General features: G+C 58.5%; 14 protein-coding genes and 2 tRNA genes. 10 read left to right on the top strand and 6 right to left on the bottom strand.

What is annotated here, in order from left to right; translation table 11 throughout:
* Nucleotides 1–20 precede the first annotated feature (20 nt).
* Together ACA051_RS06705 and dcd are read right to left on the bottom strand one after the other, a co-directional pair.
* Nucleotides 21–230, bottom strand: coding sequence for a hypothetical protein (locus ACA051_RS06705; protein ID WP_010462659.1), 210 nt, complete (start codon nt 228–230; stop codon nt 21–23).
* Between the two features lie 106 nt (nt 231–336).
* A complete protein-coding gene (gene dcd, locus ACA051_RS06700; protein WP_010462661.1) occupies nt 337–903 on the bottom strand; it encodes a dCTP deaminase in 567 nt (188 codons plus the stop codon).
* 355 nt (nt 904–1,258) lie between these two features.
* Between dcd and ACA051_RS06695 the strand changes: the two genes are divergently transcribed.
* A complete protein-coding gene (locus ACA051_RS06695; RefSeq protein ID WP_002554837.1) occupies nt 1,259–1,468 on the top strand; it encodes a cold-shock protein in 210 nt (69 codons plus the stop codon).
* 112 nt (nt 1,469–1,580) lie between these two features.
* On the opposite strand, the gene ACA051_RS06690 is transcribed toward ACA051_RS06695, so the two are convergent.
* On the bottom strand, nt 1,581–2,588 hold the full coding sequence (locus tag ACA051_RS06690; RefSeq protein WP_497308695.1) for a DUF481 domain-containing protein: 1,008 nt from the start codon (nt 2,586–2,588) through the stop codon (nt 1,581–1,583).
* A gap of 163 nt (nt 2,589–2,751) precedes the next feature.
* On the opposite strand from ACA051_RS06690, the gene ACA051_RS06685 reads away from it, so the two are divergent.
* The 4 genes from ACA051_RS06685 (at nt 2,752) to ACA051_RS06670 (ending at nt 7,526) form a co-directional block, all read left to right on the top strand.
* On the top strand, nt 2,752–3,105 hold the full coding sequence (locus ACA051_RS06685) for an MGMT family protein (protein WP_497308693.1): 354 nt from the start codon (nt 2,752–2,754) through the stop codon (nt 3,103–3,105).
* A 44-nt stretch (nt 3,106–3,149) separates the two neighbouring features.
* The gene (locus ACA051_RS06680; RefSeq protein WP_497308691.1) at nt 3,150–4,709 is read left to right on the top strand and encodes an AmpG family muropeptide MFS transporter; all 1,560 of its coding nucleotides are present in this window, start codon (nt 3,150–3,152) and stop codon (nt 4,707–4,709) included.
* Nucleotides 4,710–4,839: 130 nt separating this feature from the next.
* Nucleotides 4,840–6,555 (top strand): proline--tRNA ligase, encoded by a 1,716-nt coding sequence (locus ACA051_RS06675; protein WP_497308689.1) that lies wholly within the window; start codon nt 4,840–4,842, stop codon nt 6,553–6,555.
* Between the two features lie 17 nt (nt 6,556–6,572).
* Nucleotides 6,573–7,526, top strand: a complete 954-nt coding sequence (locus ACA051_RS06670; RefSeq protein ID WP_497308687.1) for a hypothetical protein — start codon at nt 6,573–6,575, stop codon at nt 7,524–7,526.
* Between the two features lie 122 nt (nt 7,527–7,648).
* Here ACA051_RS06670 and dinB read toward each other — a convergent pair whose 3' ends face one another.
* Nucleotides 7,649–8,710 (bottom strand): DNA polymerase IV, encoded by a 1,062-nt coding sequence (dinB, locus tag ACA051_RS06665; protein WP_497374057.1) that lies wholly within the window; start codon nt 8,708–8,710, stop codon nt 7,649–7,651.
* A gap of 301 nt (nt 8,711–9,011) precedes the next feature.
* Here dinB and ACA051_RS06660 point away from each other — a divergent pair.
* From ACA051_RS06660 to ACA051_RS06645, 4 genes are all read left to right on the top strand, one after another.
* Nucleotides 9,012–9,088 (top strand) — tRNA-Met (locus ACA051_RS06660).
* A 194-nt stretch (nt 9,089–9,282) separates the two neighbouring features.
* Nucleotides 9,283–9,359: transfer RNA gene (locus ACA051_RS06655), tRNA-Met, on the top strand.
* A gap of 278 nt (nt 9,360–9,637) precedes the next feature.
* Nucleotides 9,638–12,280, top strand: a complete 2,643-nt coding sequence (gene mprF / locus ACA051_RS06650) for a bifunctional lysylphosphatidylglycerol flippase/synthetase MprF (protein WP_497308683.1) — start codon at nt 9,638–9,640, stop codon at nt 12,278–12,280.
* The gene (locus ACA051_RS06645; protein WP_497374055.1) at nt 12,280–13,575 is read left to right on the top strand and encodes a virulence factor family protein; all 1,296 of its coding nucleotides are present in this window, start codon (nt 12,280–12,282) and stop codon (nt 13,573–13,575) included. The genes mprF and ACA051_RS06645 overlap by 1 nt, the downstream gene beginning before the upstream one ends.
* Nucleotides 13,576–14,097: 522 nt before the next feature.
* Here the strand turns inward: ACA051_RS06645 and ACA051_RS06640 are convergent.
* Nucleotides 14,098–14,385, bottom strand: coding sequence for a type II toxin-antitoxin system RelE family toxin (locus ACA051_RS06640; protein WP_497308679.1), 288 nt, complete (start codon nt 14,383–14,385; stop codon nt 14,098–14,100).
* A gap of 11 nt (nt 14,386–14,396) precedes the next feature.
* Nucleotides 14,397–14,687 (bottom strand): type II toxin-antitoxin system Phd/YefM family antitoxin, encoded by a 291-nt coding sequence (locus ACA051_RS06635; protein WP_497308677.1) that lies wholly within the window; start codon nt 14,685–14,687, stop codon nt 14,397–14,399.
* A 492-nt stretch (nt 14,688–15,179) separates the two neighbouring features.
* On the opposite strand from ACA051_RS06635, the gene ACA051_RS06630 reads away from it, so the two are divergent.
* Nucleotides 15,180–15,506, top strand: coding sequence for a DUF3077 domain-containing protein (locus tag ACA051_RS06630; RefSeq protein WP_497374053.1), 327 nt, complete (start codon nt 15,180–15,182; stop codon nt 15,504–15,506).
* Nucleotides 15,507–15,574: the final 68 nt, after the last annotated feature.

The raw sequence follows: 15,574 nt of genomic DNA, 5'->3' as shown, positions 1-15,574 counted from the left end.
CATTCATTGTCGACGGCAGATCAGGCTACAGGCGCGGGAGGCGGCTCATCCGGCAGGGTGGGTTCACCGGGCTCGGTAGGCTGTTCGTTCGGGGTATCAGGATCAGGCTGGCCGGGGATGCCCCCTGCCATGCTGATGGCTGGATGTGCCAACAAGGACCAGGCCAGGACGCCAATCTGATTGGGCTCAAGCCTTGCCAGTTCGGCACTTATTCGCGGATCGATCTTCATAAAGCACTCCTGAGCGATGGCCCCGTCCGCTGTACGCGAACCGGGCAGTACACCCAATAGAGTGTCTACCCGCTCAAGAATTCCCGCGACCTGCCAGATGAATGGCTCAGGTGCGTGGCAGGGTCACGCCGCGTTGGCCCTGATACTTGCCGCCACGGTCCTTATAAGACACTTCGCACTCTTCGTCGGATTCAAGGAACAGCATCTGCGCCACGCCTTCGTTGGCATAGATTTTCGCCGGCAGGTTGGTTGTGTTCGAGAATTCCAGGGTCACATGCCCCTCCCACTCAGGCTCAAGCGGGGTGACGTTGACGATGATGCCGCAGCGGGCGTAGGTGCTTTTACCCAGGCAAATGGTCAATACGTTGCGCGGAATACGGAAGTATTCGACGGTGCTGGCCAGGGCGAAAGAGTTCGGCGGGATGATGCAGACATCGCTGTGGATATCGACGAAGCTGCCGGCATCAAAATTTTTCGGGTCGACAATGGCCGAATTAATGTTGGTGAACACCTTGAAATGACTAGTGCAACGAACGTCGTAGCCGTAACTCGACACGCCGTAGGAGATCACACGGTTATCGTCGCTGCCGCGCACCTGGCGCTCGACGAACGGCTCGATCATGCCGTGTTCCTGCGCCATGCGGCGAATCCACTTGTCCGATTTGATGCTCATGGCGGGTGTCCTGAATAGCGAGGTGGAAAAATTCTGTCCGGCATCTTACCGGGCGCGCGCTCCGGGTTCAAAGTCCGGGGGTGTAATTCTCGCCAATCCCCCGTGATATCTGGGTCTTCGCCGTAATCCGGTGCACCGTCAGTCATGAAAATAGAGAAACCTTCGCAGGAAGCATTGGCACGTTCCGGAAAAAGGGTTAAGGTGGCGCCACTGTGCTGCTTGTGTCACTGAGAATCTCTACACGATATGTTGAATTTCGATCCAACCATCTACAAGAATTTTTCCTGCTCTTTGCACTCAGTCTCGGCCAGGGTTCTTCCTGCGTCGCAGTTATCTTTGTTCAAGGAGTTACACCATGTCTAATCGCCAAACTGGTACCGTTAAGTGGTTCAACGATGAAAAAGGCTTCGGCTTCATCACTCCACAATCCGGTGACGACCTGTTCGTTCACTTCAAAGCTATCCAATCCGACGGCTTCAAAAGCCTGAAAGAAGGCCAACAGGTTTCTTTCATCGCTACCCGCGGTCAGAAAGGCATGCAAGCTGAAGAAGTTCAAGTTATCTAACTTGTACTTGCTTTAGTAAAAGGCCCCGCCCTCAAAAGCGGGGCTTTTTTGTGCCTGTGTGTTTTACAGGCACAAAAAAATCGCAGCCCATGGCTGCGATTTTTTTGCGCGCTTACCAGGCTACGCCGAATCCTGCGGTGTACCGGGTCTTGTCCAGATCGGCATCGTCTGTGCCGCTGATGATGTCTCGCTCGGCCTTAAGGTTAAGCGACGCCCAGTCGGTGACCTTGTAGCGCAAGCCCATTTCGGCATCGAGCGCGTACTCGGCAACGCCCGACAACGGCTTGCCCACTTCACCATTCGTGAAGAACTCCACCTTTTTACCAATCAGGTAACGGTTGTAGTCCCACTTCATAGCCAGGGAATAGAAGTTTTCTTTGCCGCCATCAGCGAACTCATAGTCCGTGCGGTTGACCAGCGAACCCAGCGAGAATGCGCCCAGCTCGTCGTCCCAGAACTGGTAACCAGGGCCGGTACCGACAGTGCGCTGGCGGGAGAGGTCTTCAACCTTGTCACGTTTATAGACGGCACGGCCCTGCCAGAACCATTTCTCGGTCAGGAAGCGGTCGAGCGAGTATTCGCCCCGCCAGTTATCAGTGGTGACCACGTCATCCTGGAACTCGCGGTTGTACTCGCCTTCAGCCGTGTGCCGCCATTTGCCGTGACGGGCACTGGTCTTGAAGTCGATGTCGTAGTCGTCGGTGTCTTTTTCTGCACGCTGATAATCCAGCGCCATGTCGACATTGCCCTTCCACACCAGGTCTTCGACCACCGGCTTGGGCTTGAGGATCTGCTGGATACTGGCCAACTCGACCGTCTTGGGCACCTCGCCGTTTTCCAGCGTCACCTTGCCGTCGTCTGCCGCATGCAGCGACTTGGCCTTCTCACCGGTGTAGGCATCCTGCTTGACCAGCAACTCCTGATCACTTTCCAGGGTCTTGACCTGTTTCCAGTCGATCGGGACCGCACCGGCATATTCGGTCTGGATCAGCAATTTACCGCCATCGAACAGCGTGATCTTGCCACTCAGTTTGTCACCGTTCTTCAACCAGACGGTATCAGCGAGCAACGGAGTGGAGGCACTCATGACAGCAAGGCACAGCAGGGTTCTGGACACCATAAGCAAATACAGGCTCAAGTTTGCGAAAAAAAGTCGGCATTATCCCTGAGAATAAGACCCTAGCAAGGACTGACCCGACTATTTCTATTGAGTTCATTTCTCAATTGCGCATCCAGGACTTACTCTACGGACGGTAAAGCGAAATTCTTCAGGAACCACGGACGTGACCGACCCAACCACTGAAACCGAAAGCGCAGCGCAAATCCGACGCACGGCGCTCTACTTGACCCTCGCGCAGGTGCCCAAGGGCAAAGTGGTGAGCTATGGTCAACTCGCCGAACTGGCCGGACTGGGCCGAGCCGCGCGCTGGGTGGGACGCACACTGAGCCAACTGCCCGGCGACACCAAGCTGCCATGGCACCGCGTGCTCGGTGCCGGCGGTCGGATCAGCCTCCCAGTGGGCAGCCCTTCAGGGGATGAGCAGCGCGCGCGATTGCGCTCCGAAGGCGTCAGTATCCTGAACAATCGTGTTGATATTCAGCGCCATGGCTGGCGCCCGGTAGAGCACAGCGGTTAGAGTGCGCGCTTTGTTTCCGTAATTCTTGAGGCAGACTCCAGCCCATGCCCCGTAAAACCTGGCGCGCCGCGCTCGCCGCCTATGCCAGCCCCTCGACGCTTGTGTTGTTGTTGCTTGGTTTCGCCGCCGGCCTGCCCTACATGCTGGTGTTTTCGACGCTTTCCGTCTGGCTGCGTGAGGCCGGTGTGGCCCGCGAAACCATCGGTTATGCAAGCCTGATCGGCTTGGCCTATGCCTTTAAATGGGTCTGGTCCCCGCTGCTAGACCAATGGCGCCTGCCATTTCTCGGCAAGCTCGGTCGACGACGCTCCTGGTTGGTGCTGTCCCAGGGGCTGGTGATCCTGGGCTTGATCGGGATGGGTTTCTGCGACCCGCAAAAGCATTTGTCCTGGCTTATCGCCATCGCCGTGGTCGTCGCCTTTGCCTCGGCGACGCAAGACATTGCCGTTGACGCCTATCGCCTGGAAATCGCCGACGACACTCGCCAGGCGGCGCTCGCGGCCAGCTATATGTCCGGCTATCGGATCGCCGCACTGCTGGCGACGGCCGGCGCGCTGTTCTTCGCTGAAGGCTTTGGCTCCACAGGTTTCAATTACCAGCATTCGGCCTGGGCCGGCACCTACGTGCTGTTTGGCGCCCTGATGGTCCCGGCGCTGCTGACTACGCTGTTCATGCGCGAACCACCTGTACCCCTGCGTACTCAACTTCAAGCCGGCCGCTACAGCTTTATGCATCAACTGATGTCGGTGTTCGTGCTGATCGTGCTGCTGGTGTCCGTGCCAGCCATGTTCACTCAGCTCTACAACACTGATTTCGCCAGCGTGCTGTTCGAAGGCGCGAGCCCGCTCGACCTACTGCTCGAAGACCGCGCTTTCCTGCGCGCGATCCTCTACACCACACTTACGCTAATGTGCTTGTCAGCCATGGGCCGTCGCGGCCTGGCGCCGGTGCTGACGCCGATCAACGACTTCATTCTGCGTTACCGCTGGCAAGCGTTCCTGTTGCTCGGGCTGATTGCGACTTACCGGATGTCCGACACGGTCATGGGCGTGATGGCCAACGTGTTCTACATCGACCAAGGCTTCACCAAGGACCAGATCGCCAGTGTCAGCAAGATCTTCGGCCTGATCATGACCCTGGTCGGCGCCGGCATGGGTGGCCTGCTGATCGTACGTTTCGGCATCCTGCCGATTCTGCTGATCGGCGGCATAACGTCGGCCGGCACCAACCTGCTGTTCTTGATGCTCGCCGACATGGGCGCCAACCTGAACATGCTGATCATGACCATTTCCCTGGATAACTTCAGTTCAGGGCTGGCGACGTCGGCGTTCGTGGCTTACCTGTCGAGCCTGACCAACCTGAAATTCTCCGCCACCCAGTACGCCCTGCTCAGCTCGATCATGCTCCTGCTGCCACGCCTGATCGGCGGTTATTCAGGGGTCATGGTGGAGAAATTCGGTTACCACAACTTCTTCCTGATCACGGCGTTGTTGGGTGTTCCGACCCTGCTGTTGATCGCCCTGCACTGGTTCCAGGAGAGCCGCCGCGCAGGTCCGACGCCGACACCCGAACCGGTGCCGACCCAGGTCGCGGAAGAATCGTAGGATATTTCGCAGAGGGCGCGACGATTCCCGCCCTCGTGCCACACCGCCGACCGCACGCCTGTACGCCAGCGGATCTCGCCCGTACAATGCTCCGTCATTTCTCGTCATCAGCAACCGACAACGGCCAACCATGCGCACCAGTCAATTTTTGCTCGCCACACAGAAAGAAACGCCTTCCGACGCGGTCGTCATCAGCCATCAGCTGATGCTGCGCGCCGGCATGATCCGCAAACTCGCCTCGGGCCTCTACACCTGGCTGCCGATGGGCTTGCGAGTGATGCGCAAGGTCGAAGCCGTCGTTCGTGAAGAAATGAACGCTGCAGGCTCTCTCGAAGTGTTGATGCCGAGCACCCAACCGGCTGAGCTGTGGCAGGAATCCGGGCGCTGGGAAGAATACGGCCCTGAATTGCTGCGCTTCAAGGATCGCCACGGCCGCGATTTCTGCGCCGGCCCGACCCACGAAGAAGTCATCACTGACCTGATGCGCAACGAATTGAGCAGCTACAAACAGCTGCCGATCAACCTGTACCAGATCCAGACCAAGTTCCGTGACGAAATCCGTCCACGCTTCGGTTTGATGCGCGGTCGCGAGTTCATCATGAAGGACGCTTATTCGTTCCATGCTGATCAGCCTTCGCTGCAGGTCACCTACGACCGCATGCACCAGGCGTACTGCAACGTGTTTACCCGTCTGGGTCTGAAGTTCCGCCCTGTAGAAGCCGACAACGGCTCCATCGGCGGCGCCGGCTCCCACGAATTCCACGTACTGGCCGAATCCGGCGAAGACGATATCGTCTTCAGCAACGGTTCCGACTACGCCGCGAACATCGAGAAAGCCGAAGCCGTACCGCGTGAAACTTCCCGCGCGGCGCCGGCTGAAGAGCTGCGCCTGGTCGACACACCGAACGCCAAGACCATTGCGCAACTGGTCGAAGGCTTCAACCTGCCGATCGAAAAGACCATCAAGACCCTCGTGGTTCACGCCGAAGAGCAAGGCAAGCTGATTGCCCTGATCATCCGTGGCGACCATGAGCTGAACGAAATCAAGGCCGGCAACCAGCCAGGCGTTGCCAGCCCGCTGGTCATGGCTTCCGAAGCCGAACTGCGCGACGCCATTGGCGCCGGCGCCGGTTCCCTCGGCCCGCTGAACCTGCCACTGCCGATCATCATCGACCGTTCCGTCGAGCTGATGAGCGACTTCGGCATCGGTGCGAACATCGACGACAAGCACTACTTCGGCGTGAACTGGGAGCGTGATCTGCCGGTTCCGACCGTTGCCGACCTGCGTAATGTCGTCGCCGGCGACCCAAGCCCTGATGGCAAGGGCACCCTGGAAATCAAGCGCGGCATCGAAGTCGGGCACATTTTCCAGCTGGGCAACAAGTACAGCAAGGCGATGAAGTGCGAAGTGCTGGGCGAGAACGGCAAGCCGGTGACCCTGGAAATGGGTTGCTACGGCATCGGCGTTTCCCGCGTGGTGGCTGCGGCCATCGAGCAGAACAACGACGCTAACGGGATCATCTGGAGCGACACGCTGGCTCCATTCCAGGTCGCTTTGGTGCCATTGCGCTACGAAACCGAACAGGTTCGTGAAGCCACTGACAAGCTGTATGCAGAACTGACTGCCGCCGGCTTCGAAGTACTGCTGGACGATCGTGACAAGAAAACCAGCCCGGGCATCAAGTTCGCTGACATGGAGCTGATCGGCATTCCTCACCGGATCGTGGTCAGTGACCGCGGCCTCGCCGAAGGCAATCTGGAATACAAGAGCCGTACCGAACCTGAAGCGCAAGCGCTGCCGGTCGATGACGTGCTGTCTTTCCTCCAGGCCCGTATCCGCCGCTGACACCAGATAGAGAAGTCATGTTCAAGCGAAACACCTTAGGCCTCGGTGGTGCCGCCCTGTGCGGCACCCTGCTGGTCAGCGGCTGTGCCAATCACATGTCGCAACGCAGCGAGCACGAGGAGCGTGTCGAGCGCAAATTGCTCGATCACAGCCTGCAGATCGATGTCGGCGAGCCCAAGGTGCTCGAGTTGCCGCAACGTCGGGTCAAAATCCACGAGCAAAAAACGTTCGAAGTCACCGAATTCGAAGTCACGCGTCACTACGATCGCTACACGCCTTACCAACCCTGGCGGGAGGTCTACGAGATCCCGCTGGGCGCAGTAGCGGTGGTGGGCGGTGTCGGTGCGAATGTGGTCAACGTATTCACCCTCGGCAGTCTGCCGGACAGCGTGACCAAGGATTGGCTGAGCTACGGTTTTGCCGGGCTCAACCCTCTCATGAACGTGCAGTCCAACGGTCGCGCGCAGCAAAACCTGGCAGGGATCGATGAGGTCCAGCTCGACAAGCGCACCGAATACTCGAGCCTGCCCTGGAGCGAGCGCCCGGTGGTGGTGAAAGCGGGCAAGGAAACGTTCGAGCTGAGCACCGACAAAAACGGCGTGTTGCGCCTGAACCTGCTGGACAGCCCGTTCGCCGAACATGACATCAATCATCTGAGCCGCCTGTTGATCAGCGTCGAAGACGGCCAGGACGATGTACACAGCGATTCGTCCCTGGCGGTCAGCCGTTCATTGCGCGGCAAGCTGCTCGAAGCCCATGGCCTGATTTATGACGACCTCGAAGACGACGAAGTGAGCCAGTGGGTACACCGGGTCAAACGACTGTCGGAACTGGGTCTTGAAGAAGAAGCCAGCGAGCTGGAACAAAGCCTGATCGAACTGACTCGCAATGACCCTGAGTTGCAGACCGAATTCCTCAAGTCATTGACCAAGGATGCCGGGCGACTGGTGGCGGATCCGGGACCGAATTAAAAGCAAAAGCGTCGCGGGCAAGCCTCGCTCCTACAGTATTGGGTTGAACGCGGTATCGCGCATGACACAAATCCGTAGGAGCGAGGCTTGCCCGCGAAGAGGTCTTAAGATTCAACGCAAAACTACCGCTCAAACAACTCCATCTGCTCAAACCCGCCCCGCAAATCCTCCAGCCGCACGCCAATCCCCAACAACCGCACCGGTTTCCCGCCGCGATTGAACGCCTGGGTCAGCAACAACTGATAACTGCCCAAATCCCGCCCTGCCCCGGCCTGCTCCAGCGTCGTCTGGGTAAAGTCATGGAACTTCACTTTGACGAACGGCTTGCCGGGCCGATAGCTGCTGTCGATCCGCGCCATACGGCCCGCCAGGATTTCCAGCAACTCCGGTAATTTATCCAGGCAACTGACCAGATCCGGCAGGTCCACGTCGTAAGTGTTTTCAACACTGATCGATTGCCGGCGGCTATCGTTGTGCACCAGCCGGTCATCGATCCCACGGGCCAGGCTCCACAGTCGCTCGCCGAAGCTGCCGAATTCACGCACCAGCGCCAACTTGTCCCACTCGCGTAAATGCGAGCAATCAACAATGCCGAGCCTGCCCAGCTTGTCAGCGGTCACTTTGCCAACGCCGTGCAACTTGCTGACGGGCAAACCGCTGACAAAGTCCTCGACCTGATCCGGCGTGATCACAAACAAACCGTTGGGTTTCTTCCAGTCACTGGCAATCTTGGCCAGAAACTTGTTCGGCGCCACGCCGGCCGAGACCGTGATGTGCAACTGATTGGAAACTCGACGGCGAATGTCCTGGGCGATGCGCGTGGCGCTGCCACCGAAATGTGCACAGTCCGACACGTCGAGGTAAGCCTCGTCGAGGGAAAGCGGCTCGATCAAGTCGGTGTAATCGCCAAAGATCGTATGAATTTCCTTCGACGCTTCTCTATAGGCGTCCATGCGCGGCTTGACGATGGTCAAGTCCGGACACAGCTTCAGGGCTTGCCCGGAAGACATGGCAGAGCGCACGCCGTAGGCCCGAGCCTCATAGTTGCAAGTGGCGATCACCCCGCGCCGATCCGCCGAACCACCCACCGCCAGAGGTTTACCCGCCAGGCGCGGGTCGTCACGCATCTCGATGGCAGCGTAGAAGCAGTCGCAATCGACGTGGATGATTTTTCGCTGACTCATATAAAAGCGGTGTTCATGGTGAAGAAATGGCGTATTTGCGTGTCGGATCGGCAGTATCTCACTGACACCTGTATATAGCACCAGTAGTCTGAATCTTCTTCCCCACCGGTAGGAAAAGTAACCGGTGAATTTATTTTCTCAATCGAAAAGCACCACCTGATAGAGCTGCAAGCCTTGCCACACCTGCCTCGCAGACGATAACCCTGCCCCACCTTCCCGCTAAGCGATTGAACCAGAACAGGTTTTATCCGAATTGAAGGTTGACAGCCCGGCGATCCTCTGTAGAATGCCGACACACAGACGCGGGATGGAGCAGTCTGGTAGCTCGTCGGGCTCATAACCCGAAGGTCGTCGGTTCAAATCCGGCTCCCGCAACCAAACATCAAAAAAGGCTACTCGAAAGAGTGGCCTTTTTTGTGCGCGTCTGTTTTAGGTAGGAAATGAGAAATCGTTCTGATTCCAAAACTTAAGTCTGCCCTGCGACCGTTCGCCGCTTATTCACGCTTATTTGACCCGGTTTCAGATTAACGGTTGACACACCGGCGTATCTCTATAGAATGCCGCCACACAGACGCGGGATGGAGCAGTCTGGTAGCTCGTCGGGCTCATAACCCGAAGGTCGTCGGTTCAAATCCGGCTCCCGCAACCAAACATCAAAAAAGGCTACTCGAAAGAGTGGCCTTTTTTGTATCTGTTGAAAAAGTCCTTTCGCAACAATGACCTGTCACTGTGTAGTGAAGCGTTCGGGATCACCCAGGCTGTGAGTGCAGACTATGCTGAATCGCAGACAGAACCCTCTACGACCCATGACATGCCATCGCCGCTACCCGGTGAGAGGCGTTAATATTTGTGATTATTTTTTTCTACAGGGATTGGTAACTTGGCTGGATACCCCCATCCTGTCGCGCACAATCCAAGAGGTGATTGATGCGCGCCAACTCGTCTGATCCACAAGACACTGTCACAGCGACACAACCGATCAAGGCCGAGCGTTTGCGCTTGCTGGATCTGGTCAGCAAGTACCGTCAGCCCATCGGCCTGGCGGTGACGTTGCTGTTGTTCGCTATCGCGCTGATTGCCTGTCGTCATCTGCTGAGCGAACTCGATCTGTACGCTTTGCATGACTCGATCCTGGAAGTACCGAAGCCGGCATTGCTGGGCGCATTAGGTGCGACCGTGATCGGCTTCATCATTCTGCTCGGATACGAATGGTCGGCCAGCCGCTACGCGGGCGTGACACTGGCGCCGCGCATCCTGGCGCTGGGCGGCTTCACGGCATTTGCCATCGGCAACGCCATCGGCCTTTCGATGCTCTCGGGGGGCTCGGTCCGCTACCGTTTATATGCACGTCATGGCCTAGGCGCTACGGACGTCGCTCAAATGACTCTGTTCGCCAGCCTTTCTCTTGGCTGCGCCTTGCCACCACTGGCCGCCTTGGCGACCCTCAGCAACCTGCCTGCCGCCTCGGCGGCCCTGGGATTGTCCGAGGGTTTGCTGGGGGGCGTTGCCGCGGCGGTTTTGCTGCTGTTCGGCGGATTGGCCATCGGCATCTACCGCCGTCGCCTGCCGGAACAGCCTTCCCCGGACAACCTGCGGGTCAAGGTCGGACGCCGTACCTTGCGCCTCCCCGGCCGTCGCCTGACCTTCCTGCAACTGATCATCACCGCCCTGGACGTGGCCGCCGCCGCGACCGTGCTCTATTTGTTGCTGCCAGAAGCGCCGCCCTTCGGTGCGTTCCTGCTGGTGTACCTGCTGGCCCTGGCCGCCGGCGTGCTCAGCCATGTGCCCGGCGGTGTCGGCGTATTTGAAGCCATCCTGTTGGCCGCCTTCGCCGACACACTCGGCGCCGCTCCATTGGCCGCCGCGCTGCTGCTCTATCGCCTGATCTACGTGGTGCTGCCAATGCTGGTGGCCTGCGTACTGCTTCTGATCAACGAAGGTCAGCGCCTGTTTCAGACACGTCAGTCACTGCGCGCAGCCTCCGGCCTGGCCGCGCCGATTCTGGCGGTACTGGTGTTTCTGTCCGGCGTCGTCCTGCTGTTTTCCGGCGTGACCCCGGAAATCGACACCCGCCTGGAACACATCGGCTTTCTGATTCCTCACCGACTGGTCGACGCCTCGCACTTCGGCGCCAGCCTGGTTGGCGTTCTCTGCCTGCTGCTGGCTCAAGGCCTTCGCCGTCGCCTGTCGGCGGCATGGATGCTGACTACCGTTTTGTTGCTGGTTGGCGCCCTGCTCTCGCTGCTCAAGGGTTTCGACTGGGAAGAAGCCTGCCTGCTGATTCTGACGGCAAGCCTGCTCGGGGTATTCCGGCGCTCGTTCTATCGTCCGAGCCGCCTCACCGAATTGCCATTCTCGCCGCTCTATCTGGTCTCCAGCCTGTGCGTGCTCGGCGCCTCGATCTGGTTGCTGCTGTTTGCGTACCAGGACGTTCCCTACAGCCATCAACTCTGGTGGCAGTTCACCCTCGACGCCGACGCCCCCCGCGGCTTGCGCTCATTGTTGGGCGCCGCCGTTCTGCTGGTGGTCGTGTCGCTGACCTGGCTGCTGCGCACCGCGCGCCCGGTGATCCATCTGCCAACGCCCGATGAACTGGACCGCGCGATAAAGATCCTGATGGCCTCCGCGCAACCGGACGGTGGCCTGGCCCTGACCGGTGACAAGGCGCTGCTGTTTCACCCCAACGACGAGGCGTTCCTGATGTACGCCCGCCGTGGCCGCAGCCTGGTGGCCTTGTATGACCCGATCGGCCCGACCCAGCAACGGGCGGAAATGATCTGGCAGTTCCGCGACCTCTGCGACATCCACCACGCCCGGCCCGTGTTCTATCAAGTGCGCGCCGAGAACCTGCCGTACTACATGGACATCGGCCTGACCGCGATCAAGCTCGGCGAAGAAGCCCGGGTCGATCTGAAACGCTTTGATCTCGACGCCAAGGGCAAAGAGATGAAAGACCTGCGCTACACCTGGAACCGCGGCACTCGCGATGGCCTGTCGCTGGAGATCTTTGAACCGGGCCATGCGCCGATGGACGAGCTCAAGGTGATTTCCGATGCGTGGCTGACGGGCAAGAACGTGCGCGAGAAAGGCTTCTCGCTCGGGCGTTTCAGTGATGATTACATCAAGCATTTCCGCGTCGCGGTGATCCGCTTCGAAGGACGCCCGGTGGCCTTCGCCAACCTGCTCGAGACCTACGGCCATGACCTGGCCAGCCTCGACCTGATGCGCGCGCACCCGGACGCCCCCAAGCTGACCATGGAGTTCATGATGGTCGGCCTGATTCAACATTATAAAAATCATGGATACGCGCGCTTCAGCCTGGGCATGGTGCCGCTGTCGGGGTTGCAACCCCGGCGTGGCGCGCCGCTGACCCAGCGTCTGGGCTCGATGGTTTTCCGCCGTGGTGAGCAGCTCTACAACTTCCAAGGCTTGCGCCGCTTCAAAGACAAATTCCAGCCTGACTGGGAACCCCGTTATATGGCCGTGCCCGCCGGACTCGATCCGCTGGTTGCCCTGGCCGATACTGCTGCCCTGATTGCGGGCGGCTTGACTGGATTGGTGAAACGCTGATGATTCAACGCTCCTTGCGGTACGTACTGGGCACGCTGGTCGTGTTGGCCCTGATTCTCGGTGCAGGTTTCTGGTACCTGAAACGCCCGGCCCCCGAGCCTACCCTCGAACAGCTGACACCGGCCGATGGCGCGGCGATGACCCGCGTCATCCCCGGCAACACGCCTCGCGCCCAGGTGCTGGTGGCGGTCAATGAAGACCAGAAACTCAGCGACAAACAACTGATGACCCTGAGCCGCAGCGCTTCGGCACAGATCGTTCAGGTCATTCTGCCAAAAGACTGCCTGCTGCAAAGTCGCGCCCTGCAATCAGGCCTGCGAGAACTCAAAGGCCCGGCGACTCTGGTCAGCGGTATCGGCCCCGGCGCGGTGCTGGCGTGGCGCTGGTTGTCCGAGCAAAAAGACGACAAGGCCCAGGCTATCTCCGTCGACCTGGCCCTGGAAAAACCCGGCTGCACCCACTTGCTGCCGAAAAGCGCCGCTCACGGTCACTGGCTGGTGGCCTGGAACGACAACCCGGACGACACCAGCGCCGGCTTCGTGCGCGACCAAGCCAACGCCGAAACCAGCATCAGCGACTACGACATCAACCTGCCGCAAGTCCTGAACAACGAACTGCGCAAGATCCTGGTCGGCGGCGATAAAGCGGCCGGTGGCTTGCAGATTCCGGTGGTTGAAGTCCCGGCCGGGCAAGCCAAGGACACCGTGACCCTGTTCCTGTCCGGTGACGGCGGCTGGCGTGACCTGGACCGCGACGTCGCCGGCGAGATGGCCAAGATCGGCTACCCAGTGGTCGGTATCGACACCTTGCGCTACTACTGGCAGCACAAGAGCCCGGAGCAAAGCGCCCTGGATCTGGCCGAACTGATGCAGCACTACCGGCAAAAATGGGGCACCAAGCGCTTCATCCTGACCGGCTACTCGTTCGGTGCCGACGTCCTGCCGGCGATCTACAACCGCCTGGAACCCGCAGAACAGCAACGCGTCGACGCAATCATCCTGCTCGCCTTCGCCCGCACCGGCAGCTTCGAAATAGAAGTCGAAGGCTGGCTCGGCAACGCCGGCAAAGAAGCCGCCACCGGCCCGGAAATGGCCAAGCTGCCGCCGGAGAAAGTGGTGTGCATCTACGGTGAAGAAGAAGTCGATGAGAGTGGCTGTACTGACAAGACCGCCGTGGGCGAAGCGATGAAACTGCCTGGCGGCCATCACTTCGACGAGAACTACCCGGCGCTGGCAAAGCGGTTGGTGGACATCATCGAGAAGCGCCAGGCCAAGGGTGAGACGGCTCAGGAGTGATCTGAGGTCCCGCCCACGAAAAAGCCCCCGCAGCTGTTTGGTTGCGGGGGCTTTTTTACATGCGACATGAAGCGCTTCTAGCTAGCCGGACTTTATGTCGAATTCAACTCAGATTCCATTTCCCAAATCGTTTTTCTTCTTGGGCGTGCAGGCTGGCGATCTTAAGCAAAAGCAAAACGTCTTGACTCTTCATCAAGCTAGAAACTCCAAGTGTCCACATTCCATAAAACGTGGACACTTTTTTCTTTGAAAAAATCGAGCCGTCAAGACCTTTCGATAGGTCCTGACCTCGCGACCAGCCCGGACAAAGACCAATCTGAAGAAAAACTGCCTGAAAGCAAGCAATACCGTAGTTCGCCTATAAGAGCGAGCTTGCTCGCGATAGCGGACTGATATTCGCTATTGGTGTTGCCTGACAGACCGCTATCGCGAGCAGGCTCACTCCCACGAGATGGTCAGTGGTTTCAAGTGATCGGACACAAAAAAGCCCCCGCTACCTTCACGGCAACGGGGGCTTCCTACTTATAGGCGACGCTCTGCGGCGTCATAGACCTCTTCGTCACGTCGGGCCCCGACTGCGACAATCAACACTTGAATGGCCTTACCATCGACTCGATAAACAATCCGCGTATCGCCGGTGCGAATCCGTCTGCAGCCCGCGAAGCTGGCTCTTAGGGGGTTGCCACTCTTGTCCGGCTCACCGTTGATAATCCGCTCTTCGATAACATCAAGAATGCGATTCGCCGCTACAGCTCCCAGCAGATCCAGATCCTTCTGAACCTCCGGATGATAGATAACGCCCCAAACCATCCACAGCTCCTTTAGTCTTTCCTGGCGTACCGTGCCCGCATATCGTCGTGACTAACTCCCTTGGCCTGATCAAACCCGATCAGTCGCTCCCGGACAGCAGCTTCAATGCGAAGATCCTCAAGCTCGTCGAGCATTTCCTGATACGCCTCGACATTGATAATGACCGCCGCTGGCTGATTGTCTTTGAAAATGACCAGTCGTTCGGTGGCTCGGCTGGAGATTTCCTTAAGCCTCGCGCTGAACCCCCTGACCATCGCTGTCACCGATATCGCTTGGTCAGCACGCTCTAATAATGCCGTCATACTCACCTCTCTACCTACTCGTGCAAATTTGAACACACAGTTCTACGCAGAGTATTGCGTTGAATTCGGCATACAGCAAGCTGCAATAAAACGCGAATCTGACGAGCTGCGTTTTTTCTCACTCACTGAGCATGTTTAGTTTTGTTTACTCAAGGTGTCGCATTATCGGATGACGCCCGCAGACCTTGTAGGCAAACTCCGAATCTCGCGTTTGGGCACTTTGCCGCCTTGTTGCGCTTTTCTTCGACGGGATACTCTCCGGACGTCGCTGACCTTTCAGCGATCGGGCTTGGAAACCCGACGAGCGTATAGCAACAACGTGCCCAACATGACCGCAGGCCTTTACGGCTGCAATCTAGTGTCATGGCGGTTGTGCGTGGGACGTCTTCGGACGTGCCGGTTTCCTAGGCTCCCGGTTTTCCAACCTGCGCACAGCTGCCACCCATTCGCTTGGAAACGAACGTGGCAGCTCCTCAAGCTTAGGAAATAGACATGACTAAAATTGATGCTTCCACGATTTCAGAATTAAAAACCATAGGCTACACCCCACTCATCTACTGCTCCGACCAGGCGTTGTTCAACGTCCGCGCCGGTGTCCCCATCGTTGATGCCTTGTCACAAGCCTCTGACCTGCTGTTCCTCGGCAAATCATTCGCCGAGAATGCCGCCTACGCAAGAGACACTGACCGTCATGCCTGGGCCGCACATTACCTGACGGCGATGGGCAAGGCGGTGATTGATGATGTGGTGAAGGTGCTGACGCCGCGACCGGCTCGGACGAAGACTGAATCTGAAGAAGAGCTGCCCGAAAGACAGTAACACCGCAAATCCCCTGTGGGAGCGGGCTTGCTCGCGAAAGCGGCATGTCAGTCGACATCAATGGCGCA

The sequence above is a fragment of the Pseudomonas sp. LBUM1669 genome (assembly GCF_059695705.1).
The sequence above is the reverse complement of the archived record's forward strand: the minus strand, read 5'-3'. Positions and strand labels throughout refer to the sequence as shown.

Bases quoted from the DNA above. Each gene is read 5' to 3' on its own strand.
- ACA051_RS06690 (WP_497308695.1), bottom strand. From the start codon at position 2,588: ATGGTGTCCAGAACCCTGCTGTGCCTTGCTGTCATGAGTGCCTCCACT.
- ACA051_RS06705 (WP_010462659.1), bottom strand. From the start codon at position 230: ATGAAGATCGATCCGCGAATAAGTGCCGAACTGGCAAGGCTTGAGCCC.
- dcd (WP_010462661.1), bottom strand. From the start codon at position 903: ATGAGCATCAAATCGGACAAGTGGATTCGCCGCATGGCGCAGGAACAC.
- ACA051_RS06630 (WP_497374053.1), top strand. From the start codon at position 15,180: ATGACTAAAATTGATGCTTCCACGATTTCAGAATTAAAAACCATAGGC.
- ACA051_RS06645 (WP_497374055.1), top strand. From the start codon at position 12,280: ATGATTCAACGCTCCTTGCGGTACGTACTGGGCACGCTGGTCGTGTTG.
- ACA051_RS06640 (WP_497308679.1), bottom strand. From the start codon at position 14,385: ATGGTTTGGGGCGTTATCTATCATCCGGAGGTTCAGAAGGATCTGGAT.
- dinB (WP_497374057.1), bottom strand. From the start codon at position 8,710: ATGAGTCAGCGAAAAATCATCCACGTCGATTGCGACTGCTTCTACGCT.
- ACA051_RS06680 (WP_497308691.1), top strand. From the start codon at position 3,150: ATGCCCCGTAAAACCTGGCGCGCCGCGCTCGCCGCCTATGCCAGCCCC.
- ACA051_RS06675 (WP_497308689.1), top strand. From the start codon at position 4,840: ATGCGCACCAGTCAATTTTTGCTCGCCACACAGAAAGAAACGCCTTCC.
- mprF (WP_497308683.1), top strand. From the start codon at position 9,638: ATGCGCGCCAACTCGTCTGATCCACAAGACACTGTCACAGCGACACAA.
- ACA051_RS06695 (WP_002554837.1), top strand. From the start codon at position 1,259: ATGTCTAATCGCCAAACTGGTACCGTTAAGTGGTTCAACGATGAAAAA.
- ACA051_RS06670 (WP_497308687.1), top strand. From the start codon at position 6,573: ATGTTCAAGCGAAACACCTTAGGCCTCGGTGGTGCCGCCCTGTGCGGC.
- ACA051_RS06635 (WP_497308677.1), bottom strand. From the start codon at position 14,687: ATGACGGCATTATTAGAGCGTGCTGACCAAGCGATATCGGTGACAGCG.